This window comes from Streptomyces sp. 4F14, assembly GCF_048159485.1.
Lineage (GTDB): Bacteria > Actinomycetota > Actinomycetes > Streptomycetales > Streptomycetaceae > Streptomyces.
On record NZ_JBLRVY010000001.1, the window covers coordinates 481,412 to 507,013 of the forward strand.

General features: G+C 72.8%; 22 protein-coding genes, 2 pseudogenes and 1 riboswitch. Of the genes and pseudogenes, 15 read left to right on the forward strand and 9 right to left on the reverse strand.

The genetic code is table 11. The features are described 5' to 3' along the window. Positions 1–66 precede the first annotated feature (66 nt). Both cbiT and cobM read left to right on the forward strand, forming a co-directional pair. Positions 67–657 (forward strand): annotated as a pseudogene (gene cbiT, locus ACLZOT_RS01960) (precorrin-6Y C5,15-methyltransferase (decarboxylating) subunit CbiT); the annotation flags it as partial. Beyond that, positions 654–1,403, forward strand: a complete 750-nt coding sequence (gene cobM, locus ACLZOT_RS01965) for a precorrin-4 C(11)-methyltransferase (RefSeq protein ID WP_416966879.1) — start codon at positions 654–656, stop codon at positions 1,401–1,403. The pseudogene cbiT and the gene cobM, both read left to right, overlap by 4 nt. Positions 1,404–1,407: 4 nt before the next feature. Here the strand turns inward: cobM and ACLZOT_RS01970 are convergent, their stop codons facing one another. After that, positions 1,408–2,523 carry a cobalt-precorrin-5B (C(1))-methyltransferase gene (locus tag ACLZOT_RS01970; RefSeq protein ID WP_416966880.1) on the reverse strand — a complete coding sequence of 372 codons (1,116 nt, stop codon included), beginning with the start codon at positions 2,521–2,523 and terminating at the stop codon, positions 1,408–1,410. 14 nt (positions 2,524–2,537) lie between these two features. Between ACLZOT_RS01970 and ACLZOT_RS01975 the strand changes: the two genes are divergently transcribed. Beyond that, positions 2,538–3,281, forward strand: a complete 744-nt coding sequence (locus ACLZOT_RS01975; RefSeq protein ID WP_416966881.1) for a cobalt-precorrin-6A reductase — start codon at positions 2,538–2,540, stop codon at positions 3,279–3,281. Positions 3,282–3,360: 79 nt separating this feature from the next. On the opposite strand, the gene ACLZOT_RS01980 is transcribed toward ACLZOT_RS01975, so the two are convergent. Genes ACLZOT_RS01980 through cobG form a run of 3 tightly spaced genes read right to left on the reverse strand, consistent with a single transcriptional unit; the run spans position 3,361 to position 6,712 of the window. After that, the gene (locus ACLZOT_RS01980) at positions 3,361–4,854 is read right to left on the reverse strand and encodes a precorrin-2 C(20)-methyltransferase (RefSeq protein WP_416966882.1); all 1,494 of its coding nucleotides are present in this window, start codon (positions 4,852–4,854) and stop codon (positions 3,361–3,363) included. Next, positions 4,851–5,495, reverse strand: a complete 645-nt coding sequence (locus ACLZOT_RS01985; protein ID WP_416966883.1) for a precorrin-8X methylmutase — start codon at positions 5,493–5,495, stop codon at positions 4,851–4,853. The genes ACLZOT_RS01980 and ACLZOT_RS01985 overlap by 4 nt, the downstream gene beginning before the upstream one ends. Further along, positions 5,492–6,712, reverse strand: a complete 1,221-nt coding sequence (gene cobG / locus ACLZOT_RS01990) for a precorrin-3B synthase (protein WP_416966884.1) — start codon at positions 6,710–6,712, stop codon at positions 5,492–5,494. Before cobG ends, ACLZOT_RS01985 begins: the two co-directional genes overlap by 4 nt. Before the next feature lie 45 nt (positions 6,713–6,757). Beyond that, positions 6,758–6,895, forward strand: a riboswitch (cobalamin riboswitch). A gap of 33 nt (positions 6,896–6,928) precedes the next feature. Here cobG and cobN point away from each other — a divergent pair. Continuing rightward, positions 6,929–10,510 (forward strand): cobaltochelatase subunit CobN, encoded by a 3,582-nt coding sequence (gene cobN, locus ACLZOT_RS01995; RefSeq protein ID WP_416966885.1) that lies wholly within the window; start codon positions 6,929–6,931, stop codon positions 10,508–10,510. Positions 10,511–10,551: 41 nt separating this feature from the next. On the opposite strand, the gene ACLZOT_RS02000 is transcribed toward cobN, so the two are convergent. Beyond that, positions 10,552–11,526 (reverse strand): helix-turn-helix transcriptional regulator, encoded by a 975-nt coding sequence (locus ACLZOT_RS02000; RefSeq protein WP_416966886.1) that lies wholly within the window; start codon positions 11,524–11,526, stop codon positions 10,552–10,554. Positions 11,527–11,589: 63 nt separating this feature from the next. Here ACLZOT_RS02000 and ACLZOT_RS02005 point away from each other — a divergent pair, with 63 nt between their 5' ends. Further along, positions 11,590–12,549 carry an alpha/beta fold hydrolase gene (locus ACLZOT_RS02005; RefSeq protein ID WP_416966887.1) on the forward strand — a complete coding sequence of 320 codons (960 nt, stop codon included), beginning with the start codon at positions 11,590–11,592 and terminating at the stop codon, positions 12,547–12,549. Between the two features lie 132 nt (positions 12,550–12,681). On the opposite strand, the gene ACLZOT_RS02010 is transcribed toward ACLZOT_RS02005, so the two are convergent. Next, on the reverse strand, positions 12,682–13,137 hold the full coding sequence (locus ACLZOT_RS02010; protein ID WP_416966888.1) for a Fur family transcriptional regulator: 456 nt from the start codon (positions 13,135–13,137) through the stop codon (positions 12,682–12,684). Positions 13,138–13,270: 133 nt separating this feature from the next. On the opposite strand from ACLZOT_RS02010, the gene ACLZOT_RS02015 reads away from it, so the two are divergent. From ACLZOT_RS02015 to ACLZOT_RS02025, 3 genes are all read left to right on the forward strand, one after another. Further along, positions 13,271–13,912 carry a superoxide dismutase gene (locus ACLZOT_RS02015; RefSeq protein ID WP_416966889.1) on the forward strand — a complete coding sequence of 214 codons (642 nt, stop codon included), beginning with the start codon at positions 13,271–13,273 and terminating at the stop codon, positions 13,910–13,912. 278 nt (positions 13,913–14,190) lie between these two features. Continuing rightward, positions 14,191–14,997 (forward strand): hypothetical protein, encoded by an 807-nt coding sequence (locus ACLZOT_RS02020; protein ID WP_416966890.1) that lies wholly within the window; start codon positions 14,191–14,193, stop codon positions 14,995–14,997. Further along, a complete protein-coding gene (locus ACLZOT_RS02025) occupies positions 14,994–15,623 on the forward strand; it encodes a class F sortase (protein WP_416966891.1) in 630 nt (209 codons plus the stop codon). The genes ACLZOT_RS02020 and ACLZOT_RS02025 overlap by 4 nt, the downstream gene beginning before the upstream one ends. 172 nt (positions 15,624–15,795) lie before the next feature. On the opposite strand, the gene ACLZOT_RS02030 is transcribed toward ACLZOT_RS02025, so the two are convergent. Both ACLZOT_RS02030 and ACLZOT_RS02035 read right to left on the reverse strand, forming a co-directional pair. Further along, complete coding sequence (locus ACLZOT_RS02030) at positions 15,796–16,203, reverse strand: hypothetical protein (protein ID WP_416966892.1); 408 nt, start codon at positions 16,201–16,203, stop codon at positions 15,796–15,798. 363 nt (positions 16,204–16,566) lie between these two features. Further along, the gene (locus ACLZOT_RS02035; protein ID WP_416966893.1) at positions 16,567–18,903 is read right to left on the reverse strand and encodes an MMPL family transporter; all 2,337 of its coding nucleotides are present in this window, start codon (positions 18,901–18,903) and stop codon (positions 16,567–16,569) included. 144 nt (positions 18,904–19,047) lie between these two features. Between ACLZOT_RS02035 and ACLZOT_RS02040 the strand changes: the two genes are divergently transcribed. Next, positions 19,048–19,686 (forward strand): TetR/AcrR family transcriptional regulator, encoded by a 639-nt coding sequence (locus ACLZOT_RS02040; RefSeq protein ID WP_416966894.1) that lies wholly within the window; start codon positions 19,048–19,050, stop codon positions 19,684–19,686. A gap of 88 nt (positions 19,687–19,774) precedes the next feature. On the opposite strand, the pseudogene ACLZOT_RS02045 reads toward ACLZOT_RS02040, so the two are convergent. Continuing rightward, positions 19,775–19,960: pseudogene (locus ACLZOT_RS02045) on the reverse strand (hypothetical protein); the annotation flags it as partial. Between the two features lie 155 nt (positions 19,961–20,115). On the opposite strand from ACLZOT_RS02045, the gene ACLZOT_RS02050 reads away from it, so the two are divergent. The 6 genes from ACLZOT_RS02050 (at position 20,116) to ACLZOT_RS02075 (ending at position 25,600) form a co-directional block, all read left to right on the forward strand. Then, positions 20,116–20,367, forward strand: coding sequence for a hypothetical protein (locus ACLZOT_RS02050; protein ID WP_416966895.1), 252 nt, complete (start codon positions 20,116–20,118; stop codon positions 20,365–20,367). Beyond that, entirely contained in the window at positions 20,367–22,634 is a 2,268-nt protein-coding gene (locus ACLZOT_RS02055) for a heavy metal translocating P-type ATPase (protein WP_416966896.1), read from the forward strand. The genes ACLZOT_RS02050 and ACLZOT_RS02055 overlap by 1 nt, the downstream gene beginning before the upstream one ends. Beyond that, positions 22,631–23,152 carry a copper chaperone PCu(A)C gene (locus ACLZOT_RS02060; RefSeq protein ID WP_416966897.1) on the forward strand — a complete coding sequence of 174 codons (522 nt, stop codon included), beginning with the start codon at positions 22,631–22,633 and terminating at the stop codon, positions 23,150–23,152. Before ACLZOT_RS02055 ends, ACLZOT_RS02060 begins: the two co-directional genes overlap by 4 nt. A 134-nt stretch (positions 23,153–23,286) precedes the next feature. Further along, on the forward strand, positions 23,287–23,949 hold the full coding sequence (locus ACLZOT_RS02065) for a hypothetical protein (RefSeq protein WP_416966898.1): 663 nt from the start codon (positions 23,287–23,289) through the stop codon (positions 23,947–23,949). Positions 23,950–24,102: 153 nt separating this feature from the next. After that, complete coding sequence (locus ACLZOT_RS02070) at positions 24,103–24,690, forward strand: sigma-70 family RNA polymerase sigma factor (RefSeq protein ID WP_416966899.1); 588 nt, start codon at positions 24,103–24,105, stop codon at positions 24,688–24,690. A 154-nt stretch (positions 24,691–24,844) separates the two neighbouring features. Beyond that, positions 24,845–25,600: an aspartyl/asparaginyl beta-hydroxylase domain-containing protein gene (locus ACLZOT_RS02075; RefSeq protein WP_416966900.1), complete on the forward strand. Its 756-nt coding sequence runs from the start codon at positions 24,845–24,847 to the stop codon at positions 25,598–25,600. Positions 25,601–25,602 lie beyond the last annotated feature (2 nt).

A 25,602-nucleotide genomic window follows, 5' to 3' on the forward strand; every position in this document is an offset into this window, starting at 1 on the left:
CACGGCCCCGTAGAGTGCTTCTCTGTCGCCCCTGTCCCGAACCCGAGGTACCGAGCAGTGACCCCCGTACGTCCCTCCGCCGTCCCCGGCCTGCCGGACGACGCCTACGACCACGACGGCCAGCTCACCAAACGCCACGTTCGCGCCGTCACCCTCGCCGTCCTCGCGCCCGTACCCGGCGAACTCCTGTGGGACATCGGCGGCGGCTCCGGCTCGATCGCGATCGAGTGGATGCGCGCCCACCCCTCCTGCCGCGCGGTGAGCGTCGAACGCGACCCGGCGCGCGCCGAACGCATCACCGGCAACGCGCACCGCCTGGGCGTACCCGGCCTGCGCGTCGTCACCGGCGCCGCGCCCGCCGTCCTCGCCGAACTCCCGCCGCCCGACGCGGTGTTCATAGGCGGCGGCCTCACCGCGCCCGGACTCCTCGACGCCTGCTGGACGGCCCTGCGCCCCGGCGGACGGCTCGTCGCGAACACGGTGACGCTGGAGTCGGAGGCGCTGCTCGCCGCCGCCCACCGGCGCCACGGCGGGGAGCTGGTGAGGCTCGCGGTGGCCCACGCCGTGCCCGTCGGCGGGTTCACCGGGTGGCGGCAGGCGATGCCCGTGACGCAGTGGTCCGTACAGAAGAACCCCGAACCAGGAGTGGACAGTTGACCGTGTACTTCATCGGCGCCGGACCCGGCGCCGCCGACCTGATCACCGTGCGCGGCGCCCGCACCCTCGCCGCCTGCGGGGTGTGCCTGTACGCGGGGAGCCTCGTCCCGCGCGACCTGCTCGCCGAATGCCCGCCCGGCGCACGGCTGGTGGACACCGCGCAGCTCGATCTCGACCAGATCACCGCCGAGTTGCTGCGCGCGCACGAGGAGGGCCACGACGTGGCGCGGCTGCACTCCGGGGACCCGTCCGTGTTCAGCGCGGTCGCCGAGCAGATGCGGCGCCTCGACGCGGCCGGCGTGCCGTACGAAGTCGTCCCCGGCGTACCGGCGTTCGCCGCCGCCGCGGCAGCCCTGAAGCGGGAGCTGACCGTGCCGACCGTCGGCCAGACCGTGATCCTGACCCGCGTCGCCAGCCGGGCCACCGCCATGCCCGAGGGGGAGGAGCTCGCGACCCTCGGCCGCAGCGGGGCGCTCATCGTCCTGCACCTCGCGGCGAAGTACGCCGACCGGGTCGTCGCCGAACTCCTCCCGCACTACGGCGCCGACTGCCCGGCCGCCGTCGTCGCCTACGCCTCCCGTCCCGACGAGCTGATCATCCGGGGGACCCTGGAGGAGATCGCCGGGAAGGTGAAGGAGGCGGGGGTGCTGCGCACGGCCGTCATCATGGTCGGACGGACCCTGGGCGCCGAGGAGTTCGGCGACAGCCACCTGTACTCCCCGCAGCGCGAACGGCACCTCTGCTGACCGCTCACGCCACCGGACTGCGCCCCACGACCGTCCCCGCCCGGTCGATGCAGATCACGTCCACCGCGACCGGCGCCCCGCGCAGCACGGCCAGCGCCTCGTCGCGCGCGGCGACCGCCACCAGGTCCCCGAGCGGCACCCCGGCCGCCGCGCACAGCTGGAGCGCGGCGAGCCCGGTGTTGGCCCCGGCGACCTCGGCGGCCAGCGCAGGCGAGGCGCCGCCGCGCCGGGCGAGGTCCGCGAGGAACCCCTTGTCGACCTGGGAGCGCGCGGAGTGCAGGTCCAGATGACCGGCGGCCAGCTTCGACAGCTTGGCGAACCCGCCGCAGACCGTGAGCCGCTCGACGGGATGCCGCCGTACGTACTTCAGGACCGCGCCCGCGAAGTCCCCCATGTCCAGGAGCGCGTCCTCGGGCAGCCCGTACACGCCGACGACCGTCTTCTCCGACGTCGACCCCGTGCACCCGGCGACATGCGTACGCCCGGCCGCCCGCGCGACGTCGACCCCGCGCCGGATGGAGTCGATCCACGCCGAGCACGAGTACGGCACGACGATCCCGGTCGTGCCCAGGATCGACAGCCCGCCCAGGATGCCGAGGCGGGGGTTCCAGGTGGAGCGGGCGATCTCCTCGCCGTGGTCGACGGAGACGGTGATCTCGACGTCGCCGCCGTCGCCGTACCGCGAGGCGAGGGCCGCGACGTGCTCGCGCATCATCTGGCGGGGGACCGGGTTGACGGCGGGTTCGCCGACGGGCAGCGGCAGGCCGGGGCGGGTGACCGTGCCGACGCCCGGACCCGCCCGGAAGACGACGCCGGAACCCGCCGGGAGCCGCCGTACGCTCGCGCGGACCAGCGCGCCGTGCGTGACGTCCGGGTCGTCCCCGGCGTCCTTCACGACCCCGGCCGTGGCCCGGCCCTCGGCCAGTTCCTCGGCCGCCAGCGCGAACGCCGGGGTCTGGCCCCGGGGCAGCGTGATCGTCACCGGGTCGGGGAAGTCCCCGGTCAGCAGGGCGGTGTACGCGGCCGTCGTCGCGGCGGTCGCACAGGCGCCGGTCGTCCAGCCGGGACGCAGACCGGTGTGCTTCAGTTGGGCGCCGCGCGCGCCCTTGGGCTCATTCAAGAAAGGTGACCTTCGTGCACGTACTGATTCTCGGTGGTACCGGTGAGGCCCGCAGCCTTGCCGAACTCCTGGCGGGACAGGCGCTGCGGGTCACGACCTCGCTGGCCGGGCGGGTCGCCGCGCCCCGTCTGCCGCCGGGTGAGGTGCGGATCGGCGGCTTCGGCGGCGCCGACGGGCTCGCCGCGTGGCTGCGTGAGCAGGCGGTGGACGCGGTCGTCGACGCCACCCACCCGTTCGCCGGGACCATCAGCTTCAACGCGGCACGCGCCGCCGCCGCGACCCGGGTTCCGCTCCTCGCCCTGCGCCGCCCCGGCTGGGTCCCCGGGGAGGGGGACGACTGGCACGAGGCGGACTCCCTGGAGCACGCGGCGAGTCTGCTGCCCGCGCTCGGCCGCCGGGTCTTCCTGACCACCGGCCGCATGGGCCTCGCCGCCTTCGCCGGCCTGGACGAGCTGTGGTTCCTCGTCCGGTCCGTCGACGCACCCGAAGCCCCGCACCCCGCCCGCATGGAGGTCCTCCTCGACCGGGGTCCGTTCTCCCTCGCCGGGGAGCGCGAACTGCTGCGCCGGCACCGCGTCGACGTGCTCGTCACGAAGGACAGCGGGGGAGCGGCCACGGCACCGAAACTGACGGCTGCCCGGGAGGCGGGGGTGCCGGTGGTCGTGGTGCGCAGGCCGGGGGTGCCGGAAGGAGTGACCGTGGCGGAGGGGGTGGAGGAGGCGGCGAGGTGGGTCGCCGGGCGCGGCTGCGGGGCTTGACGTGAGCCTCGCGTGAACGCTTCGAGGGAGCGTTCCCCTGCCCTTCCCCTGCGCACCCCTCCAGTCCCCCCCGAAGCGGCTACGAACCCGCCTCGGGATACCGCCGGGGCGTCCAGACGATCTCCTCCCCGTCCCCCCGCCGCACAGCCTGCGTCTGCGACGAGCCGACCAGCAGAATCGTCCGCATGTCCACCTCGCCCGGATCGAGATCGGCGAGCCGCACGATCCGTACCCGCTCCCCGGACCCGCCCACATCCCGCGCGACCACGACCGGCGTGTCCGGCGACCGGTGCTCCAGCAGCAGCTCACGCGCCTTGCCCACCTGCCAGTCACGGCTGCGGGAACCGGGGTTGTACAGCGCGAGCACCAGATCCGCCGAGGCCGCCGCGCGCAGCCGCTCGGCGATGACGTCCCAGGGCTTGAGGCGGTCGGAGAGGGAGACCGTCGCGTAGTCGTGGCCCAGCGGCGCCCCCGCGCGGGCGGCTGCCGCGTTCGCGGCGGTCACGCCGGGCAGGACCCGGACGGGTACGTCCCTGTAGGCGTCCTGCGAGGCGGCCTCCAGGACGGCGGTCGCCATCGCGAAGACCCCGGGGTCCCCGCCGGAGACGACGGCGACCCGCCTCCCCCTGCGGGCGAGCTGGAGCGCGAACTCGGCGCGTTCCGCCTCGACCCGGTTGTCCGAGCCGTGCCGCCGCTGGCCGGGACGGACCGGCACCCGGTCCAGGTAGGTGGTGTAGCCGACCAGGTCGTCGGCGCCGGCCAGCGCACCCCGCGACTCGGGCGTCAGCCACAGCGGCCCGGCGGGACCGGTGCCGACCACGACGACCTCACCCGACTCCCGCACGGGAACGGGGGAGTCGACCCGGCTCGGCAGGACGGCGACGGAGAAGTACGGCACCGACCCGGCGTCCACGTCGGCGAGTCCGGCGAGCCGCTCCCCGTCCATGGTGGCCCGCTCGACGTACCGCGCCTCGTCCAGGCGTCCCGAACTCTCCAGCGCGGTGCGGACCTTGGTGAAGGTGCGGCCCAGCTTCATCACCACGGCCGTGTCCGTGGCGGCGAGGCGCGCGGTGAGTTCCTCCTCCGGCAGGGTGCCCGGCAGGATCGTCAGCACCTCCTCGCCCTCGGCGAGCGGGGTGCCCAGCCGGGCCGCCGCCGCGCTCACGGACGTGACACCGGGGATCACCTCGGTGTCGTAGCGGTCGGCGAGCCGCTTGTGCATGTGCATGTAGGAGCCGTAGAAGAGCGGGTCCCCCTCGGCGAGGACGGCGACCGTGCGCCCGGCGTCGAGGTGCGCGGCGAGCCGGGCCGACGCCTCGGCGTAGAACTCCTCCATGGCGCCCTTGTATCCGCCGGGGTGGTCGGTGGTCTCCGTCGTGACGGGGTAGACCAGCGGCTCCTCGACGTGGTCGGCACGGAGGTGCTTGGCCGCGATCGAGCGCGCGATGGACCGGCCGTGCCGTGCGCTGTGGTAGGCGACCACATCGGCCTCGGCGATGACCTCGACGGCCCGCACGGTCATCAACGACGGGTCGCCGGGGCCGAGTCCGACGCCGTACAGCTTCCCGCTCACTCTTCCTCGCTCGCGATCGCGTTGAGCGCGGCGGCGGCGATGGCACTGCCACCGCGCCGGCCGCGCACCACCAGGTACTCCAGGCCGGAGGGGTGGGCGGCGAGCGCGTCCTTGGACTCGGCGGCGCCCACGAAACCCACGGGGACGCCGATGACGGCGGCCGGGCGGGGCGCCCCCTCCTCGATCATCTCCAGCAGCCGGAACAGCGCGGTCGGCGCGTTCCCGACGGCGACGACCGCACCCTCCAGCCGGTCCCGCCACAGTTCGAGGGCGGCGGCACTGCGCGTGGTGCCCAGCTTCGCGGCGAGCGCGGGGACGGCCGGGTCGGAGAGCGTGCACAGCACGTCGTTGGCGGCGGGAAGCCGCTTGCGCGTCACGCCGCTGGCCACCATCTGGACGTCGGTGAAGATCGGCGCCCCCGCGCGCAGGGCCTCGCGGGCGCGCGCCACCACGTCCGGCGTGTACGCCAGGTCCCGGACGAGGTCGGTCATCCCGCAGGCGTGGATCATCCGGACCGCGACCTGGGAGACGTCGGCGGGCAGCCCCGCGAGGTCCGCCTCCGCGCGGATGGTGGCGAACGACTGGCGGTAGATCGCCGCGCCGTCCTTCTCGTACTCGAACACCGTGCTCCTACGGGTCATGCGTGACGGGCCGCCGCCACATCGGCGGCGAGGGTGGACAGGGAGGACGGCGTCCCGGCGATCCGGTAGCCGCCGCCGGGGACGGCGAGGACATCGACGTGGTCGCCGCTCGGCCGGCCGCAGCGGCGCTCGCAGCCGGACCAGTGCACGGGGAGCCCGCCGCCGGTCGCCAGACAGGCCGCGGCGTCGGTACGGACGTCCGCGTGCGCCTTCGCGCAGCCGGGCCGGCCGATGCAGGCGCCGACGCCGGACCAGGGGGAGCCGGGGCCGGTGACCAGGCCCACGGCGTCGAGGCCGGTGAGCCGGCCGACCGGGACCGACGGGAGGACGACCCCGCGCCAGGGCGTCAGCCGCAGTTCGCCGGACGCGGTGTCCGTGAGGGCGTCCCACTGTGTGGCGGTGAGCCGGCCCATCGGCGCGAGGACGGACAGGCTCGCCGTGCCGTCCGGTGCGCGGACCACGCCGAGTTCCGGTGCACCGGACCGAGGCCACGCGGGACGCGCCACCTCACCCAGGCGCAGGATCAACTCCTCACCTCTGCCGGGGAGTTCGGACACCCGCCAGACCCGTCCGCCGCTCACCTCGACGAAGGCCTCGGCCACGCCCACCGCGACCCGCGCGGCGTCCCCGGCCGGCACGGACACGGCGTCCGGCGACGCCCCGACCCGCACCCACGCGGTCCCGTCCGGCGCGGCCAGCACGGTCACGTCGGCGCCGAGCGCCGCCACGTCCCCGCGCCCGTCGTCCAGCGCGAACAGGAACCGCCCGGACAGCCCGGCCGCCGTGGGGCTCGCGCACAGCAGCGCGTCCACCTCCCGCAGCCACGGCCGTACCTCGGCGAGGCCGCGTCCGTCGAGGCCGGACAGCGGGGAGGCGACGACGTTGCGGACGCGTTCGTGCGGCCACGACGGCAGCAGCCCGGCGGTCTCCAGACGGTCCGCCAGCTCGCCGCCGCCATCGGGGGCGAGGCCACGGAGCTGAACGTTTCCGCGCGAGGTCAAGTGCAGCTCGCCGTCGCCGAGTTCGCGCGCGGCGAGGCCGAGGGTCCGGGCCTGGCCGGTGGTCAGGACCCCGCCGGGAATCCGGACGCGGGCGAGCGCGCCATCGTCCGCCGCGTGCAGGCGCAGCGCACCGGGACAGGCGTCGCCGCGGCCCCGGGAGACCGCTGTGGCCTGGGACGACGGACGGAAGGTTGGCGTGGGCACGGCCGTGAGCATACCGACCATCACACCGGCCTGTATGCCCCGCCCTCTTCCCTCGACCCTTACTATGCCTCTCGGTGGATCATGAGGGTCCGCCACCGCCCGAGGGAGGAAGCCGGTGCGAGTCCGGCACGGTCCCGCCACTGTGAACCCGGCCACCGGGTCAGTCAGGAACTCCCGCCGTCCAGTTCGCACCCGGGGCGTGGACACCCCGAGGAAGGCAGACGCCGCATGATCCTGCTCCTGTCGACGTCCGACACCGACCTGCTCAGCGCCCGCGCCGCAGGCGGCCCGGTCCCCTACCGGTACGCCAACCCCGCCCGCCTCCCCCTCGACGACCTGCCCGCGCTCCTCGACGGCGCCGACCTCGTCGTCGTCCGTCTCCTCGGCGGGCTGCGCGCCTGGCAGGACGGCCTCGACCTGCTCCTCGCCGACGGCCGCCCGGTCGTCGTCCTCACCGGCGAACAGGCCCCCGACGCCCAGCTGATGGCCGCCTCCACGATCCCCGTCGGCATCGCCGCCGAGGCGCACGCCTACCTCGCGCACGGCGGCCCCGCCAACCTGGAGCAGCTCGCCCGGTTCCTGTCCGACACGGTCCTGCTGACCGGCCACGGCTTCGACTCCCCGGCGCCCGCGCCGAGCTGGGGACCGCTGGAACGCGAGCCCCGCACGGCCGAGGGCCCGACGGTCGCCGTGCTCTACTACCGCGCCCACCACATGAGCGGCAACACCGGCTTCGTGCACGCCCTGTGCGACGCGGTCGAGGAGGCGGGTGCCCGCGCGCTGCCGCTGTACGTCGCCTCGCTGCGGTCCCCGGAACCCGAGCTGATCTCCGTCCTCGGCGCCGCCGACGCCATCGTCACGACCGTCCTCGCGGCCGGCGGCACCCGCCCCGCCGAGGCGTCCGCGGGCGGCGACGACGAGTCCTGGGACGCGGGCGCGCTCACCTCCCTCGACGTACCGATCCTCCAGGCCCTGTGCCTCACCGGCTCGCGCGCCGCCTGGGAGGAGAACGACGAGGGCGTCTCCCCGCTCGACGCGGCCAGCCAGATCGCCGTACCCGAGTTCGACGGCCGCCTGATCACCGTCCCGTTCTCCTTCAAGGAGATCGACGCCGACGGCCTGCCCGCGTACGTCGCCGACCCCGAGCGCGCGGCCCGCGTCGCCGGGATCGCCGTACGGCACGCTCTGTTGAAGCACATCCCGGCCGCCGGGAAGCGGGTCGCGCTGGTGCTGTCGGCGTACCCGACCAAGCACTCCCGCATCGGCAACGCGGTCGGCCTCGACACCCCGGCCAGCGCGATCGCGCTGCTGCGCAGGCTGCGGGCGGAGGGGTACGTCTTCGACGACGTCCCCGGCATGGCCTCCGGTGACGGGGACGAGCTGATCCGGGCGCTCATCGAGGCGGGCGGGCACGACCAGGACTGGCTGACCGAGGAGCAGCTCGCGCGCAACCCGGTGCGGATCCCGGCGGCCGACTACCGGCGCTGGTTCGCCTCGCTGCCGGGGGAGTTGAGGGCGGCGGTCGAGGAGAAGTGGGGGCCGGCGCCGGGGGAGATGTTCGTCGACCGCAGCGCCAACCCGGAAGGCGACATCGTCCTCGCGGCGCTGCGCTTCGGGAACCTCCTGGTCCTCATCCAGCCGCCGCGCGGCTTCGGCGAGAACCCCATCGCGATCTACCACGACCCCGATCTCCCGCCCTCCCACCACTACCTGGCCGCCTACCGCTGGATCGCCGCCGCCCAGGACGACGGCGGTTTCGGCGCCGACGCGATGATCCACCTCGGCAAGCACGGCAACCTGGAGTGGCTCCCCGGCAAGAACGCGGGCCTGTCCGCCGCCTGCGGCCCCGACGCCGCGCTCGGCGACCTCCCGCTGATCTACCCCTTCCTCGTCAACGACCCCGGCGAGGGCACCCAGGCCAAACGCCGCGTCCACGCCACCCTCGTCGACCACCTCGTCCCGCCGATGGCCCGCGCCGACTCCTACGGCGACATCGCGCGCCTGGAACAACTCCTCGACGAACACGCCCAGATCGCCGCCATGGACCCGGCGAAGCTCCCCGCGATCCGCGCCCAGATCTGGACCCTCATCCAGGCCGCCCGCCTCGACCACGACCTCGGCCTCGACGACCGCCCCGACGACGACGGCTTCGACGACTTCCTCCTGCACGTCGACGGCTGGCTCTGCGAGATCAAGGACGCCCAGATCCGCGACGGCCTGCACGTCCTGGGTAACCCGCCGCAGGGCGCCGACCACGTCAACCTGGTCCTCGCGATCCTGCGCGCCCGCCAGATCTGGGGCGGCACCACGGCCCTGCCCGGCCTGCGCGAGGCCCTCGGCCTCGACGAGTCGGCGGCGACCCGCACCACGGCCGACGCGGCGGAGGAACAGGCCCGCGCGCTGGTGCAGTCGATGGAGGACGCGGGCTGGGACCCGGCGGCGATCCCGACCGAGCACGGCGAACAGGCCGCCGCCGTCCTGGAGTTCGCGGCCCGCGAGGTCGTCCCGCGCCTGGCGGCGACCACGGCTGAGCTGGACCACGTGGTGCACGCGCTGGCGGGCGGTTTCGTCCCCGCAGGCCCCTCGGGCTCCCCGCTGCGCGGGCTGGTCAACGTCCTGCCGACCGGCCGCAACTTCTACTCCGTCGACCCCAAGGCGGTCCCCTCACGCCTCGCCTGGGAGACCGGACAGGCCCTCGCCGACTCCCTCCTGGAGCGCTACCGCACGGACAACGGCGACTGGCCCACCTCCGTCGGCCTGTCCCTGTGGGGCACGAGCGCGATGCGCACAGCGGGCGACGACGTCGCCGAGGCCCTCGCCCTGCTCGGCGTCCGCCCGGTCTGGGACGACGCCTCCCGCCGCGTGACCGGCCTGGAGCCCATCCCCCACGACGAGCTGGGCCGCCCCCGCATCGACGTCACCCTGCGCATCTCCGGCTTCTTCCGGGACGCGTTCCCCCACACGATCGCCCTGCTGGACGACGCCGTACGCCTGGCCGCCTCGCTCGACGAACCGGCCTCCGTGAACCACGTACGCGCCCACGTCCAGGCCGACCTGGCGGACCACGGCGACGAACGCCGGGCCACCACCCGCATCTTCGGCTCCCGTCCCGGTACCTACGGCGCCGGTCTCCTCCAGCTCATCGACTCCCGCGACTGGCGCACGGACGCCGACCTCGCCGAGGTCTACACGGTGTGGGGCGGCTACGCGTACGGCCGCGAACTGGACGGGCGTCCCGCGCGCGAGGAGATGGAGACGGCCTACAAGCGCATCGCGGTCGCCGCCAAGAACACCGACACCCGCGAGCACGACATCGCCGACTCCGACGACTACTTCCAGTACCACGGCGGCATGGTCGCCACCGTCCGCGCCCTGCGCGGCACCGCCCCCGAGGCGTACATCGGCGACTCCACCCGCCCCGAGACCGTCCGCACCCGCACCCTCGTCGAGGAGACCTCCCGCGTCTTCCGCGCCCGCGTCGTCAACCCCCGCTGGATCGAGGCGATGCGCCGCCACGGCTACAAGGGCGCCTTCGAACTCGCCGCGACCGTGGACTACTTGTTCGGCTACGACGCGACGACGGGTGTGGTGGCCGACTGGATGTACGACAAGCTCACCGAGACGTACGTCCTCGACCCGGCCAACCGGGAGTTCCTCCAGCAGGCCAACCCCTGGGCGCTGCACGGCATCGCGGAACGCCTGCTGGAGGCGGAGTCGCGCGGCATGTGGGAGAAGCCGGACCCGGCGGTGCTGGACGCGCTGCGGCAGGTGTACCTGGAGACGGAGGGGGATCTGGAGGGCGGGGAGTAGGACCGGTAGCCCCGGGGTGCGACGCCCGGCACGATCGTCTCTCACGGACGTCCGGGCGTCGCCGTGCCGCCGTACCGTTCGGCGAGGCTGTTGCCGATGGCGGCGAGGTGGTCCCGTACGCCTTGGGGGCTGGTGATGTCGAGCCACTCGACGAGTCCGGCGAGGTGGCCGGCGAGTCCGTACTCGCTGGGGCCGCGGATCACGACGGTGATGCGTCCGTCGGCGGTGACGCCTCCTGTTTCGAGGTGGTCGCCGAGGGCGGTGCGGAGGTGGTCGATGCCGTCGGGTGCGCAGGTCCCGTGGATCTCGACGGGCGGGGTGCGCCTGAGCTCGACGTCGTCGGCGATCTCGCGCCAGCTTTCGGCGAGGTCGACGCCTGCGGGCAGGAGGACGGGCCGGTCGGTCGGGACGGCGGACGAGACGCGGTCGACCCGGAAGGTCCGCCGGCCGGTCTCCGTGTAGGCGACGAGGTACCAGGACGGACCCTTGGCGACGACACCCAGCGGGTGAACGATCCGCTCGGACCCGGCGCCCGCGCTGTCGACGTACCCCAGCCGGACCTGGACGCCGCGCACAACGGCGTCCCGCAGGCCGTCGAGGAAGCGAGGGGGCGGCGGGGCGGCGCGGTTCCAGTCCCACCCCCGCGGGTCCAGGAGCAGCGAGGATGCCGCGGCCTCGGCCTGTGCCCGGAAGGGCTCCGGCAGGGCGCGCACGAGTTTGCGCAGCGCGGATCTGACGGCCGGGGTCCCCGGCGCGGCGGGGCCCGCGGCGAGGAACAGGGCGAGGGCCTCGCTCTCGGTCAGCCCGGATAGGTCGGTGCGGGCGCCGCCGAGGAGCCGCCAGCCGCCTCCCCGGCCCTGGACCGAGTAGACGGGGATGCCGCTCATGGCCAGTGCGTCGAGGTCGCGGCGCGCGGTGCGCTCGGACACTTCGAGCTCCTTGGCGACTTCCGCGGCCGTGACCTGCTCGCGCCGTTGCAGCATGAGGAGGACGGCCACCAGTCGATCGGTTCGCATGCCGGCAACCCTGCCCGTCAAACAGGTCACGAGGTGACCGGTATACGTCCCTACGTTGGCGGCATGAACTCACCGACGCACCCCACCGCATTCCCCGAGCCCATCCTGATCGCCGTCAACGGCGTGGAGTTGGAGGTCTTCGAAGCGGGTCGGCACAACGCCGGGAAGCCCGTCGTGCTCTGCCACGGCTGGCCGGATCTCGCCTTCACCTGGCGCCATCAGGTGCCCGCCCTCGTCGCCGCGGGTTACCACGTCATCGCGCCCAACCAGCGCGGCTACGGCAACTCCTCACGCCCCGCCGAGGTCACCGCCTACGACGTCGCGCACCTGGCCGGCGATCTCGTCGCCCTGCTCGACCACTACGGCTACGAGGACGCGACCTTCGTCGGCCATGACTGGGGGGCGATGGTCGTGTGGAGTCTCGCCCTGCTGCATCCGGTGCGGGTGGACAAGGTGATCTGCCTCAGCCTGCCGTACCCCGTACGCGGCGAGACGCCCTGGCTCGCGTTCATGGAGGCGATGCTCGGCAGCGACTACTACTTCGTCCACTTCAACCGGCAACCCGGCGTCGCCGACGCCGTGTTCGACGAGAACCCCGCACGGTTCCTGCGCAACCTGTACCGCAAGAACGAGCCCCTCAAGGAGCCGCAGCCGGGGATGGTGATGATCGATCTCGCCCGGGCGGAGACTCCCCTCGGAGAGCCCCTGATGAGCGACAGCGACCTGGCCGTCTACGTCTCCGCCTTCGAGAAGTCCGGGTTCACCGGCGGCATCAACTGGTACCGGAACCTCGACCGCGACTGGCACCTGCTCGCCGACGTCGACCCGGTCGTCCACCGGCCCGCCCTGATGATCTACGGCGACCGCGACGCCGTGGCCCGGGCCGAGAACCTCGCGGAGTTCGTGCCCGGCGTCGAGGAGGTCCACCTCGACGCCGGGCACTGGATCCAGCAGGAGAGGCCCGAGGAGACGAACCGCGCGATCCTGGAATGGCTGAAACGCCATGACGCCGACCCGGCCTGAGGGTCCGTCCGGTGGATCGAGGCCAAGAGCCCGGGCAGCTATTGCCCATGAGTTGCAATAACAACTAGTCTGCAAGAAGTGTGAGGCGGCGCTCTTGCTTGACGGCGTCCCAACCCGGCGCCGCCTCACCCTTCATCTCCGCCGGTCGGCGCAGCTCGCACAGTGTCCGTACACGAACAGCGACCCCGACGCGTCCGGCCTGAGGCCCGTCAGCTCCTCGATCCGGGCCGCGACGTCCGCGAGGCGCTCCGGCGCCAGCGTCGCGACGGAGCCGCAGGCACGGCACACGGCGTGGTGGTGGGGCCGCTCGGTCAGCCCGTACCGCGTCGGACCGGGACCCGGCATCGTGTGCGTCAGTCCGGCGGCGGTCAGCGCCTCCAGCGTCCGGTACACGGTGGCCGCGTGGACGGCCTTCCCGCTCTCGGCCAGCCGCTCGCACGCCTCGCCGATCGAGAGATGTCCCCCGGCGGCACGCAGCGCCTCCACGATCCGCAACCGGCCCGGCGTGCACCTGAACCCGTGCCGCCGCAGCAGGGCACGAGCCTCCGTCGCGTTGGCGACCTGCGGCGATCGGCGGGTTTCCGGCACGGTGACGCCCCCTCGTTCCACGGCTGCGCGACATGACCACAGACCTAGGACCAATGCCCGATCCGCGCTCCGCCACATCTGCTGTTAGCGTGCAACTGCACACTGTTTGCAATTATGTCGGAGGACGTTGGACATGGCGGTTTACACGCTCCCGGAGCTCCCCTACGACTACGCCGCGCTCGAACCGGTCATCAACCCGCAGATCATCGAGCTGCACCACGACAAGCACCACGCTGCGTACGTGAAGGGTGCCAACGACACGCTGGAGCAGCTCGCCGAAGCGCGCGACAAGGAGCAGTGGGGGTCGATCAACGGGCTGGAGAAGAACCTCGCGTTCCACCTCTCCGGGCACATCCTCCACTCCATCTACTGGCACAACATGACCGGCGACGGCGGCGGCGAGCCCCTCGCGGCCGACGGGGTCGGGGAGTTGGCCGACGCGATCACCGAGTCCTTCGGTTCCTTCGCGGGGTTCAAGGCGCAGCTCACCAAGGCCGCCGCCACGACGCAGGGTTCCGGCTGGGGTGTCCTCGCCTACGAGCCGCTCAGCGGGCGCCTCGTCGTCGAGCAGGTCTACGACCACCAGGGCAACGTCGGCCAGGGCTCGGTGCCGGTCCTCGTCTTCGACGCCTGGGAGCACGCCTTCTACCTCCAGTACAAGAACCAGAAGGTCGACTTCATCGACGCGATGTGGGCGGTCGTCAACTGGCAGGACGTCGCGAAGCGTTACGCCGCCGCGAAGTCCCGTGCGGATGTGCTGCTGCTCAACCCGTGATTCCCTGCGGGTTTTTGGGCGTCCTGCCTCGTGATCGTCTTCTCAACCTTCACGCACGGCAGGCGGTAGGACGAAGGGCTCTCCCGAGGACGTGACTCGGGGGAGCCCTTCGGTCGTTCCGGCAACGGGTCGTCGCGGGCTTTGAACACCGGCCGACCTTCCTGCGTTACATGGGTAACTGCAACATGGTCGCAATAAGCGACCGGCCTCCGGGCTCGGCAGTGATCCGTCCGATATGCGGCTCCCTCTGCGGAGTCCGCGGAAATGGAACGCACGCGATGTCCAAGCGACCCGTCCGCCTCGCGGTACTCGCCGCTCTCCCCGCCGCCGCCCTGCTCACCCTGGCGGGCTCCCTCCCGGCGCTCGCGGCGGAGGACACCCCGGCCTACCAGATCGACCTGGAGCAGCTGAACGACTCCGGCTCCAGGGGGACGGTCCTGCTCAGCGCCCGCGGCACGGAACTGACGGTGTGGATCAAGTCCGAGGGCATGGTGCCGGGCCAGCCCTCGGCGCAGCACCTGCACGGATCCACCGAGGGACACGACTTCGTCTGCCCGGACGACAGCGCGGACACCAACGGCGACGGCATCCTCAACAACACCGAGGCCACCGTCCACTACGGCGACATCAACATCGCGCTCACCGTCTCGGGCGACACCGACGCGGTCAAGAGCGGCCTGGCGGTGGACCGGATGCCGGTCGCCGACAAGGAGGGCAAGATCTCCTACAAGCGGACCATCCCGGTCTCGCAGGACGTCATCGACCACATCAAGGACCTGCACGTCGTCCAGCACGGCATCGACCGCAACGGCAACGACAAGTACGACTTCGAGGGCGCCGGCAAGAGCGAACTCGACCCGAAGCTCCCGCAGGAGGCGACGGCACCGACCAACTGCGGTGAGGTCAAGGGCGCTTCGGTCGGCTCGGTGCCGGTGGGCGGTGTCGAGACCGGCAGCGGGTCCACCTCGGCCGGCATGTCCCCGGGGACGATGATCGGCGCGGCCGGCGCCGCCACGGCCGCCGCGGTCGGCACGCTGTTCGTCGTCCGCCGCCGGGCCGGCGTCAAGGCCGGAGGTGCCGCGTGAGCCGTACCGCCGCACGCACCCGGCCCGGCGCACGCCGCGTCACCGCGTCCGTGATCGCGACCGCCGTCACCGCCCTGCTGCTCACCGCCTGCGCGGGGCAGGACACCGCCCCGCAGGCGGTCCCGGGGCAGGGAGTGCAGCTCGCCACCCCCGGGCAGACTGTCGCCGCTCTGGACAGGTCCGTGCCGACCAAGGTCACCATCCCCTCCCTCGGCGTGTCGAGCGAGCTGGAGACCCTCGGCCAGAACGCCAAGGGCGAGATGACGACCCCCGAGAACCCGGATCTGGCGGGCTGGTACGAACCCGGCCCCACCCCCGGCTCCGAGGGGCCGGCCGTCATCGCCGGCCACGTGACCTGGAACGGCGCGGACGCCGTCTTCAAGAAACTCAAGACCCTCAAGGCCGGTGACACCGTCGAGGTGTCCCGCGAGGACGGGAGGACGGCCACCTTCACCGTGGACCGGGTCGAGGAGTACGAGAAAGCGGCATTCCCCACCCTGGAGGTCTACAAGAACGTCGACCACGCCGGGCTGCGACTGATCACCTGCGGCGGGGAGTTCGACGCGGCCCGGCACTACTACCCCAACAACACGGTGGTGTTCGCCAGCATGACCGGCGTCGCCTAGCGGTTCAGGGACGCCGCCTGCCGTGCACCGACCGGACCTGGAACAGCCTGGGGTGTACGCCGGTGGCGATCCTGGCGGCCTGCCGTCAGATCTGCCGGGGCTCGACGCCGGGAGGCAGCCGGCCGAGATGTCCCCGGAAGTACGTCAGCGGCAGTCCCGCACGGTATCTCGCTCATGGGTCCCGGGGGTGACCGTGTCGGCGACCCGGCATTCGAGGGTCGCCAGTACCCCGGGCAGCAGAGGAGTGATCGTGGATCAGCATCCCGTCGACGGCGATCGCACCGACGCCCGTCTCCTCGGCGGTGCGGTACGCGTCCCGGGTGGTCCGGGCCCGTGTGATCTCGTCCGGGGTGGGGGCGAACGCCGCGTTGGCCGACGGGACTTGGGGCGGGTGGATGCACCACTTGCCGTCGAAGTCGCTCTGGTACGCCCCCTCGTCGCGGAAGCCGGGAAACGGGTGGTCGACGGCGTCGACACCTGCCGCTCGTGCCGCGGCGACGACGGTCGCGCGCAGTGCCAGAAGTCGCCGGGGCAGCCCCGTACCGGACGGAAGTCGGTGTCGACGCGAGTGTGCGGCCACGCCGACAGGTCCCCGGCGCCGAGGACGACCGCCTCTGGCCGAGCGGGGTGTCGAACCACTGCACCGTGTCGAGGCCGTTGACCCGCACGGCGCGGACGGTGTCACCCCGGTCGTACTCGTTCAGCGCCTTGACGATGTTGGCCCGGCCTTTGACCTTCGCGCCGGGTGCGCAGGCGTCTTCGAGGCAGAGGCTCGCTTCGAACGGGGGAACTCGTGGAGCACCCCGAAGCCCGCGCAGCCTGAACTACCTCACGATCCACAGGATGTGACGGTTTCTCCGGCAACCCGCACGGCGGTCTGTCCGGCGCCGTCTCTTCTTCGCCGATGGCCTGACGGCAGGGTGGGAAGAGACGGTGCCGTCGGTCAGCCGGTGGTCTGGGTCTGCCGGGCCGGGGTGGGACGGGGCGGCGGGATCTTCTGGGCGAGCTTGTCGCCCTCGACGTCGAGGTCGGGCAGCAGGCGGTCCAGCCGGGCGGGGATCCACCAGGCTTTCTCCCGGGCGAGTGCCATGGTGGCCGGGATGAAGGTCATGCGGATGAGGAAGGCGTCGATGAGGATGCCCGCGGCCAGCGCGAAGCCGGCCTGTTTGATCATGGGCTGGGCGTTGAAGACGAAGCCGGCGAAGACGGAGATCATGATGGTGGCCGCCGCCAGGACGACGGAGGCGGCGCGGGCGAAGCCGGTGACGGTGGCGTCGACGGCGGTGGCCCCGTGTACGTGTGCTTCGCGTATGGAGGTCACCAGGAACATCTGGTAGTCCATGGCGAGTCCGTAGAGGACGCCGGTGATGATGATGGGCAGCAGGCTCACGACCGGCGCGGTGGCGTCGAGTCCGATCAGGCCCTGCAACCAGCCCCACTGGAAGACGGCCGTGGTGATGCCGAAGGTGGCGGCGATGCTCAGCAGGAAGCCGAGGGTGGCCGTCACCGGGACCATGAGGGAGCGGAAGACCAGGAGCAGGAGGACGAGGGACAGCCCGAGGACGGTGGCCACGTAGAGGGGCAGGACGTCGGCGAGCCGGTCGGAGACGTCGATCGCGAGGGTGGTGAAGCCGGCGATGCCGATGTCGGCGCCGTGGGTCGCGCGGATCTGCGCGCTCCTGTCCCGCAGGGCCGTGGCGAGATCCTTGGTGGCGTCGTCGTTGGGGCCGCTGCCGGGTATCAGGCTGAGGACGGCGGTGGTGCCGGTCCGGCTCATCCCGGCGAGGGAGACCGAGGTGGTGCCCTCGACGCCGCGCAGGTCCGAGGTCACGGCGGCGAGGGTCTCGGGGGAGAGGGCCCGACCGTTCGTGGCGGAGCCGACGGCGATCAGGAGGGGGCCGTTGTAGCCGGGGCCGTACGCGTCGCTGACCAGGTCGTAGCTGCGTCGCTGCCCGGTGTCGGTGTTGTAGCTCGCGCCGGAGGGCAGGCCGAGCTTCATGCCGGCGGCGGGCATCGCCAGGATCGCGGGGATCAGGATCGAGGCCGCGAGGGCGGCGTACCTGTGGCGGACCAGGAAGGTTCCCCAGCGGACCGTCCGGGTGTGTTCGGCGCCTCGCGCACGCTCCTGTTCCCTTCGCCGGGTACGGGCGGGGCAGACGCGTTCTTTGACCAGGCCCAGCAGGGCGGGCAGCAGGGTCAGGGCGAGCAGGACGGCGATGGCGATCGTGCCGGCCGCGACGACGGCCATGGTGCTGAGGAGCGTGATGCCGATGACCAGGAGCCCGGCCAGAGCGATGATGACCGTGCTGCCGGCGAAGAAGACCGCGCTCCCGGCGGTGCCGAGCGCCCGGGCGGTCGCTTCGTGGGGGTCCATGCCCTGGTCGAGGATCAGCCGGCGTTCCCGGTTGACGATGAACAACGCGTAGTCGATCCCCACGGCCAGCCCCAGCATGAGGGCCAGCACGGCGGCGAGTGAGTGGATCTCGAACACGGTGGAGAGGGTGAAGGCGCCACCGACGCCCACGGTGACGCCGGTCAGGGCGATCACGAGCGGCAGGCCCGCGGCGACGACCGATCCCAGAGTGACCAGCAGGACCAGAGCCGCCACGGCGACGCCGACGACCTCCCCGACGCCGATGATGTCGGGGATCTCCATCATCGCCGCCGACGGCAGGACGTCGAGGCCGCCGGCCGTGGCCTGTCGGGTGGCGGCCCGGATGACGCTGTCGATCGTCCCGGCGGGAAGTTCGAAGGTCTGGGCGTCGAACTGGAACTGCATCAGCGCGGTCGCGCCATCGGCGGAGACGACGACCCCCGGCACCGGCCGGCCGTCCTGCTCCAAGGGGACGGGAACCTTGTCGGAGGACGGCACCCCGGCGGCTCGGGCGACCGCTGCCTGAGCCCGTATCAGGGGGCTGTTCTCGCCCTTGGCGGCCTCCTGGGACAGGGCTTTCCTGACGTCGATGACGTGGTCGTGGCGGTAGACGGCGTCCACGGCCGCCACCAGGGCGGACCGGGCCTTCTCGTCGTCGATCCGGGCGCCTTCCGGGGCGGTGAAGAGCAGCATGCCCTGGCCGCCCGACGCCTCCGGCAGGGAGGTGGCCAGGCCGTCGATGACCTTCTGGGACGGGGTGCCGTCGATGCGCACCTCGTTGCTGAGCCTGACCGGATGGGTCACGAGCAGCAGTACGACCGCCGCCAGCACGGCCAGCCATCCTCCGATGACGTACCAGGGCTTGCCGTAGGCGAACCTGCCCAGCCGGTACAGCAGAACGGACACAGACTTCTCCCTCTGTCTCGGGCGGTCCGGGAGGCCGGACGCCACGCGAAGTGAGAGAGTACTATCAAAGCGATAGTGTTCTATCAATGCGGTAGGGAGCTATCAGATACGGTGGCCTCATCCGAGATCAGGGGAGAGTCACAGATGGCAACGACGGACGGCCGCGCGACCCGGCGCCGGGTCGACGCCCGCACCAACGTGGAGCGGATCACCGCTGCGGGGCGTACGGTGCTGGGCAGGGGCGAAGCCTCCCTGGACCAGATCGCGACAGAAGCCGGCGTCGGTATCGCCACGCTCTACCGCCACTTCCCCAACCGCGAGGCGATCGTCCGGGCCGTGCTGGAGGACATCCTCGAAACCGACCTCCTCCCCCTGATCGAGCAGGCCGCCGACTCCCCGCACACCCGCCAGGCCCTTCAGGACATCGCCACGCGTCTGCTCGACCTGATCACCGAGGAACGGGGACTGGTCACCTTCGCCGGAAACTTCGCCGACGTCGCGGTGGAGGTCCTCCAGCGCTTCAGCGCCTCACTCCACCCCCTCCTGGTGCGCGCGCAGCAGGCCGACGAGATCCGCCCCGACCTCACCGCCGAGGACATCCCGCACTTCCTCGTCATGGCCGTCGCCGGCCTCGCGCTCCCCGGCGCCACACCCTCACTGCGCGCCCGGTTCATCGCCCTGCTCTTCGACTCGCTCAACCCGGCCAACGCGACTCCTCTGCCCCCGCTGCTCATCGAGGAGAACGACCTGCGTACTTCGCTCGGCAACGTCGCCCGCACCTGATCCACGGCGCCCGGCCTGCCGCGTCACAGGTTCCGAGCCATCGCGCACGCTGCTGACTGGGGCTGGATCCCACTTCTCAAGGTGTCGCTGTGCGCGCGGTGGCCGAGAGGGCGCCGCGCCAGGGGAAGTCCAGGCGGAGGTGGCCGGGGCGGCGGTTGCGGGAGCCGGACTGGAGGGCGTTCGGGCCGAGGATCTGGCGCAGGGCCGCGTGCAGGACGTGGGTGCCGGAGTGGGTCTGGCGGGCGCGGAGCCGCCGTTCGGGGTCACCGACGGCCAGTTGGCTGGGCGTCGCCCGACCCGGCGGTCCCTGTGACGCGTACCACGATTGGTCGCTGGAACTCGGCGCCCCGCCGCGCCGACTACTGGGGCGGTACGGCTCCGACCGCCGTCTGGCACAAGACGGTTCGACATGACCAGGAAAGGCCGGGCATGGCCGATATTCCGCGCTCACCCCGATCCGCCGGCAGATTTCTGCCCCCGCCCGCGCTGTGGGGCTTCCTGCTCCTGATGGTGCTGGTGTTCTCGGTGTCGTACGCCGTCGGCAGGGCGGCGGGGCCGGTGGCGCCCGGTATGCACGGCACGGGAAGCGGCGGTGGGAGCGGTGAGGGGACGGGCGACACCCCGGGGACGGGCGGCGGCATGGAGGACATGCCGGGGATGGGCCACGGGAGCGGTGAGTGATGGCGGGCGCGTCGACGGCGGACCTCGTGGTCACGGACATCACCGTGGGCGGGATGACCTGCGCGGCCTGTGTCCGGCGGGTGGAGAAGAAGCTCGCCAAGCTGGAGGGCGTCACGGCCACGGTCAACCTGGCCACGGGGCTCGCCCGGGTCAGCCACCCGGCCGGTGTGGCGCCCGTGGACCTCGTCACCGCGGTCGAACAGGCCGGGTACCAGGCCGCGTTGCCCGTGAGCGAGGACAAGGCGGACGAGGGCGACACCGAGGCCCGCATCGAGCGGGAACGGCTGCTGGTCACCGCGCTGCTGGCGGTGCCGGTGCTGGTGCTGTCGATGGCGCCGGCGCTCCAGTTCCGCAACTGGCAGTGGCTGTGCTTCATGCTGGCGGCTCCGGTCGCGGTGTGGAGCGCCTGGCCCTTCCACATCAGGGCCCTGCGCGGGCTGCGGCACTCCACGGCCACCATGGACACCCTGGTCTCGCTCGGGGTGGTGGCGTCGTTCTCCTGGTCGGTGTACGCGCTGTTCTTCGGCGGGGCGGGCGAGCCCGGGATGCGGATGCCGTTCAGCCTGGTGCCCTCCGCCTCCGAGGGCATGGCCCACGTGTATCTCGAAGCCGCCGTGAGTGTGCCCCTGTTCGTCCTGGCCGGGCGGTACCTGGAGGGGCGGGCCCGGCGGGGGACCGGGGCGGCACTGCGGTCGCTGGCCGAACTCGCGGCCAAGAAGGTGTCCGTGAAGGACGCGCACGGCGAACGGTCCATCCCCATCGAGCAGTTGCGGGTGGGGCAGGTCTTCGTGGTGCGGCCCGGCGAGCGGGTCGCCACCGACGGCCGGGTGACCGAGGGCAGTTCCGCCGTGGACCTGTCCCTGGTCACCGGGGAGAGTGAACCGGTGGAGGTGAGCCCCGGCTCGGCCCTGGTCGGCGGCGCCGTCAACGCCGGCGGGCTGCTGCTCGTCGAGGCGACGGCCGTCGGCGCGGACACCCAGCTGGCCCGCATCACCCGGCTGGTCACCGAGGCGCAGGCCGGGAAGGCGCGGGCGCAGCGGCTGGCCGACGCGGTCGCCGGGGTCTTCGTCCCCGTCGTGATGGCGATCGCGGTGACCGTCCTCGGGTTCTGGCTGGGCGCCGGAGCCGACCCGCAGGCGGCGATCACGGCCTGCGTGGCCGTCCTCGTCGTGGCCTGCCCCTGTGCCCTGGGGCTGGCGACACCGACCGCCCTGATGGCCGCCACCGGGCGCGGCGCCCAGCTGGGCGTGCTGGTGAGCGGACCGCAGACGCTGGAGGCACTCCAGCACGTGGACACGGTCGTCCTGGACAAGACCGGCACCCTGACCACCGGTCACATGACGGTGGCCCGGGTCACCGTGGTGCCGGGGGCGCTCGGGCAGGACGAGGTGGTGCGGCTGGCCGGCGCGGTGGAGCAGGGCTCCGAGCACCCGATCGGACGGGCGGTCACCGCGTACGCGCGCCGTACGGAGGGCGCCGGACCGCTGCCGGACGTCACCGGCTTCGCCGCCGTACCGGGACACGGGGTCAGCGGCCGGGTGGACGGCGTCACGGTCGAGGCGGGCGCACCCGACGGCGAGTTGCCGCAGGTGCTGGCCGAGGCGCTGGCGGCGGCGGAGGAGGCCGCGCACACGCCGGTCCTGGTCAGGGTCGAGGGTCGGCCCGAGGCGCTGATCGCCGTCGGCGACCTGGTGCGGCCCGGCAGTTTCCGGGCCGTGGAGCGACTGCGGCGCCTGGGCATCCGTCCGGTGCTGGCCACCGGTGACCACAGGGCGCCGGCCGAGGCCGTCGCCGCCGCGCTCGGCATCGACGAGGTGCGGGCCCGCTGCACTCCCGAGGACAAGGCCGCCCTCGTACGGCAGTTGAAGGAGGAAGGGGCCCGGGTCGCGGTGGTCGGCGACGGGGTGAACGACGCCGCCGCGCTCGCCGGAGCCGATCTGGGCATCGCCATGGGCAGCGGCACCGACGTGGCCATCGGAGCGGCCGACCTGACGCTGGCGCGCGGGGACATCGAGGCGCTCGTCGACGCGGTCCTGCTGGCCCGCCGCACCCTGGGCACGATCCGCGCCAACCTGGCGTGGGCGTTCGGCTACAACGTCGTCACCGTGCCGCTGGCCATGGTCGGCCTGCTCGACCCCATGGTCGCCGCCGCGGCGATGTCGCTGAGTTCCGTACTGGTGGTGGCCAACAGCCTGCGGCTGCGCGCCTGGCAGCCGTCGCCGGGCCGGGGGCGCGGGACGCGGACCGCGAAGGCGGGTGTCCGATGAGGAACTTCAAGGGCCTCGACCGCAAGCGGATACGGGACGGGGCGCTGGCCGCCCTGGTGCCCGTCGCGGCGTGCAGTGTGGCGCTGGCCGGCCTGACCGCCTGGGCCGGTACGGGCAGGGCCGGGAGCCCGGCCCGGATCAGTGTCACCGGCGGACGCGTCCTGCTGCCCTCCGCCGGGATACCGGAGACGGCGGCGTTCTTCGACCTGGCCAACCGGGGCGGCTCGGCCGACACCCTGGTGCGGATCACGGCACGGGGCGTCTCCGGTGAGGTGACGCTCTCCCAGCACCGGATGCGGCAGCGGAACGCGGCCTACGGGGCGGAGATCGACTCCGTCTCCGTCGCGGCGGGCGACAGCCTCGCGATGTCGCCGACCGGTGTCGACCTGACGGTGCCCGTGCCGGCGGGCGGGTGGCAGCCGGGCGACCTGGTGTCCTTCACCCTGGAGTTCCGCCGCAGCGGACCGGTCGAGGCGGTGGCCGTCGTGGTGAAACCCGGTTCGCTGTCGTTCCAGTAGTCGTTCTTCGAGGGCCCCGGGTTCCCGTGCATCTGCTATGACGTGCGTCACCTCGGCGCGGGTGAGTCGGAGGGCGGGGGTTCGTACGTACCCCCTGATGACGTTCGGACGCCGGGTGCGAGGATGGGCGGACTATGACTGTCCGAGGGGGGTACCGCGCGGTGCGGGCCGGTGTGTTCGCCGCCGTCTGCGTGCTGCTCGCCGCCCTCGGACACGCGGCGATGTCGGGCCCTGTGCCCTGGTCGGCCCTGGCCGCCGGCGCGGTCGGGACCGGCGTGGTCGGCTGGCTGCTGGCCGGCCGGGAACGCGGACGCCCGCTGATCGTCGCGGTCGTGACCGGCGCCCAGGCGGTGCTGCACGAGACGTTCGCCCTGGCACAGACGTCCGCGTCGACCGCCGCCCCCGCCGCCATGCACCACCACGGCCCCTCGGCCGGCATGGGCTCGATGGACATGGGGTCCATGGCCGGGATGGACATGGGATCCACCCCTCACGCGGCCCACGACATGACCGGCATGAACGGCACGGCCTCGGCCGGCATGTTCGCCGCGCACCTCCTGGCCGCGGTCCTGTGCGGGCTGTGGCTGGCCCACGGCGAGCGCGCGGCCTTCCGCGTCCTGCGGACGGCGGCGGCCTGGCTGGCGGCACCCCTGCGCCTGCTGCTGGCGCTGCCCGAGCCGTTCCACCGCCCGTCCGTGCGCGGGCGCCGTACGGCCGCCGCACCGGCCCCCGTACGTCTGCTGCTGTGCTGTTCCCTCACCTTCCGCGGGCCGCCCGTGGGTGCCGCTGTCCGCTGAGACAGCCGGATCCACCGGAGCCCCTGCGGTGTCGCGCTTCTGGACGGGCTCCGGGCATCGCCGTACCTCCGCGTACGGACGCACCCCTCTGCGCCGGTGAGCCCCGCCCCCCTGCGGGCCGGGCGCCGGAAGACCCGAGAAGGACATCACCCGATGATCTCTGTCCTGCCCGCCTCCCGGGCGGACCGCGCCTCGGTGGACGCGTCGGCGACCGCCTGGGCGCTGGCCGCCCGCGCGGGAGACCCCGAAGCGGCCGACCACTTCGTGCGCGCCCTCCACGGTGACGTGCTGCGCTACGTCACCCATCTCAGCGGTGATCACCAGACCGCCCATGACCTGACCCAGGACACCTTCGCCCGCGCGCTCGGCAGCCTGCACCGCTTCGAGGGGCGGGCCTCGGCCCGTACCTGGCTGCTGTCGATAGCCCGCCGGGCGGTGGCCGACAGCCTGCGGCGTGCCGCGGCCCGCCCCCGGATCGCCGACGCCGTGGACTGGCGGACGGCGCACGAGTGCGCCCAGCCGCGCGGCCTGCCGGGCTTCGACGACGGCGTGGCCCTGCTCGACCTCCTGGAGACCCTGTCAGAGGAACGCCGGGAGGCGTTCCTGCTCACCCAGGTGGTCGGACTGTCGTACGAGGAGGCGGCCGGGTTCCTCGGCTGTCCTGTGGGCACGGTCCGTTCCCGGGTCTCCCGCGCCCGTGCGGTTCTCGGCGGGCTGCTGCGGGACGCCGAGGCGCTCTGACGCCTCCCGCGCCGAGGCCGTTCACCTGCGGCGACAGCGGGAGAGGGCCAACTCTCCCGCTGCCCGCCGGAATTGACGGAATCTCGCGGGAACTTCCCGGCTCCTTCACCCGACTACTACTGCGACACCGATCCGGCAGCCGGAAGGGGCTCGCATGACACCTGAGATGGAGGACGCCTTCGCGGCGATCCGAGGCGAGCACGGCGCTGACTCCCTCCGCCGTGTGGAACGGATGCTGGAGCCCGGCGGAGGCGGGGAGCGTCACCCGCTCCAGCGAGGGGCCAAGTGGATCCTGCCGGGGCTGTCCCCGACGCCCTGGCACGATCCCCGCGGCCATCCCGAACTGGCCCCCGTCGTCGAGGCGTTCGAGGCCGCCCACCCGGCGATCAAGCAGGAGCTGGCCGCGGCCTGGGCGGGACGCCGGGAGGCGTTCTCGGACTACGAGCACTATCTGACCCGGCAGGAGGACTGGCAGGCCCTCTACCTGTACCGGGGCGGGGGACTGGTCGGGGAGTCGGCGGACACCGCGCCCACGGCGTACAAGGTCCTCGACGAGTTCGCCGTCGAGACCGGCAAGATATGCCCCCTCCTCGAATGCCATTTCTCCACCCTGCTGCCGGGCGCGTCCATCGCCCCGCATTGCGACCTGTGGAACTTCAGCATCAACCTGCATCTCGCCGTGGACATTCCAGACGGGTGCAGCATCACGGTGGCCGGTGAAACACGTTCCTGGACGGAAGGGAAATGTCTCCTCTTCGACTACTCCTTCGAGCATGAGGCGCGCAATGCCGGAGACCGGCCCCGCACCTGCCTTCTCGTAGACCTCTGGCACCCGGAGACGACTATTCCGGAACGCCAGGCGCTCACCGTCCTCATCGCTGAGATCAGGCGCCTCATGGGAGACGGCTGACC

Bases quoted from the DNA above. Each gene is read 5' to 3' on its own strand.
- cobG (WP_416966884.1), bottom strand. From the start codon at position 6,712: ATGCTCACGGCCGTGCCCACGCCAACCTTCCGTCCGTCGTCCCAGGCC.
- ACLZOT_RS02060 (WP_416966897.1), top strand. From the start codon at position 22,631: ATGAGGAACTTCAAGGGCCTCGACCGCAAGCGGATACGGGACGGGGCG.
- ACLZOT_RS02015 (WP_416966889.1), top strand. From the start codon at position 13,271: ATGGCGGTTTACACGCTCCCGGAGCTCCCCTACGACTACGCCGCGCTC.
- ACLZOT_RS02020 (WP_416966890.1), top strand. From the start codon at position 14,191: ATGTCCAAGCGACCCGTCCGCCTCGCGGTACTCGCCGCTCTCCCCGCC.
- cobN (WP_416966885.1), top strand. From the start codon at position 6,929: ATGATCCTGCTCCTGTCGACGTCCGACACCGACCTGCTCAGCGCCCGC.
- ACLZOT_RS02075 (WP_416966900.1), top strand. From the start codon at position 24,845: ATGACACCTGAGATGGAGGACGCCTTCGCGGCGATCCGAGGCGAGCAC.
- ACLZOT_RS02065 (WP_416966898.1), top strand. From the start codon at position 23,287: ATGACTGTCCGAGGGGGGTACCGCGCGGTGCGGGCCGGTGTGTTCGCC.
- ACLZOT_RS02040 (WP_416966894.1), top strand. From the start codon at position 19,048: ATGGCAACGACGGACGGCCGCGCGACCCGGCGCCGGGTCGACGCCCGC.
- ACLZOT_RS02055 (WP_416966896.1), top strand. From the start codon at position 20,367: ATGGCGGGCGCGTCGACGGCGGACCTCGTGGTCACGGACATCACCGTG.
- ACLZOT_RS01985 (WP_416966883.1), bottom strand. From the start codon at position 5,495: ATGACCCGTAGGAGCACGGTGTTCGAGTACGAGAAGGACGGCGCGGCG.
- ACLZOT_RS02050 (WP_416966895.1), top strand. From the start codon at position 20,116: ATGGCCGATATTCCGCGCTCACCCCGATCCGCCGGCAGATTTCTGCCC.
- ACLZOT_RS02005 (WP_416966887.1), top strand. From the start codon at position 11,590: ATGAACTCACCGACGCACCCCACCGCATTCCCCGAGCCCATCCTGATC.
- ACLZOT_RS02070 (WP_416966899.1), top strand. From the start codon at position 24,103: ATGATCTCTGTCCTGCCCGCCTCCCGGGCGGACCGCGCCTCGGTGGAC.
- ACLZOT_RS02000 (WP_416966886.1), bottom strand. From the start codon at position 11,526: ATGCGAACCGATCGACTGGTGGCCGTCCTCCTCATGCTGCAACGGCGC.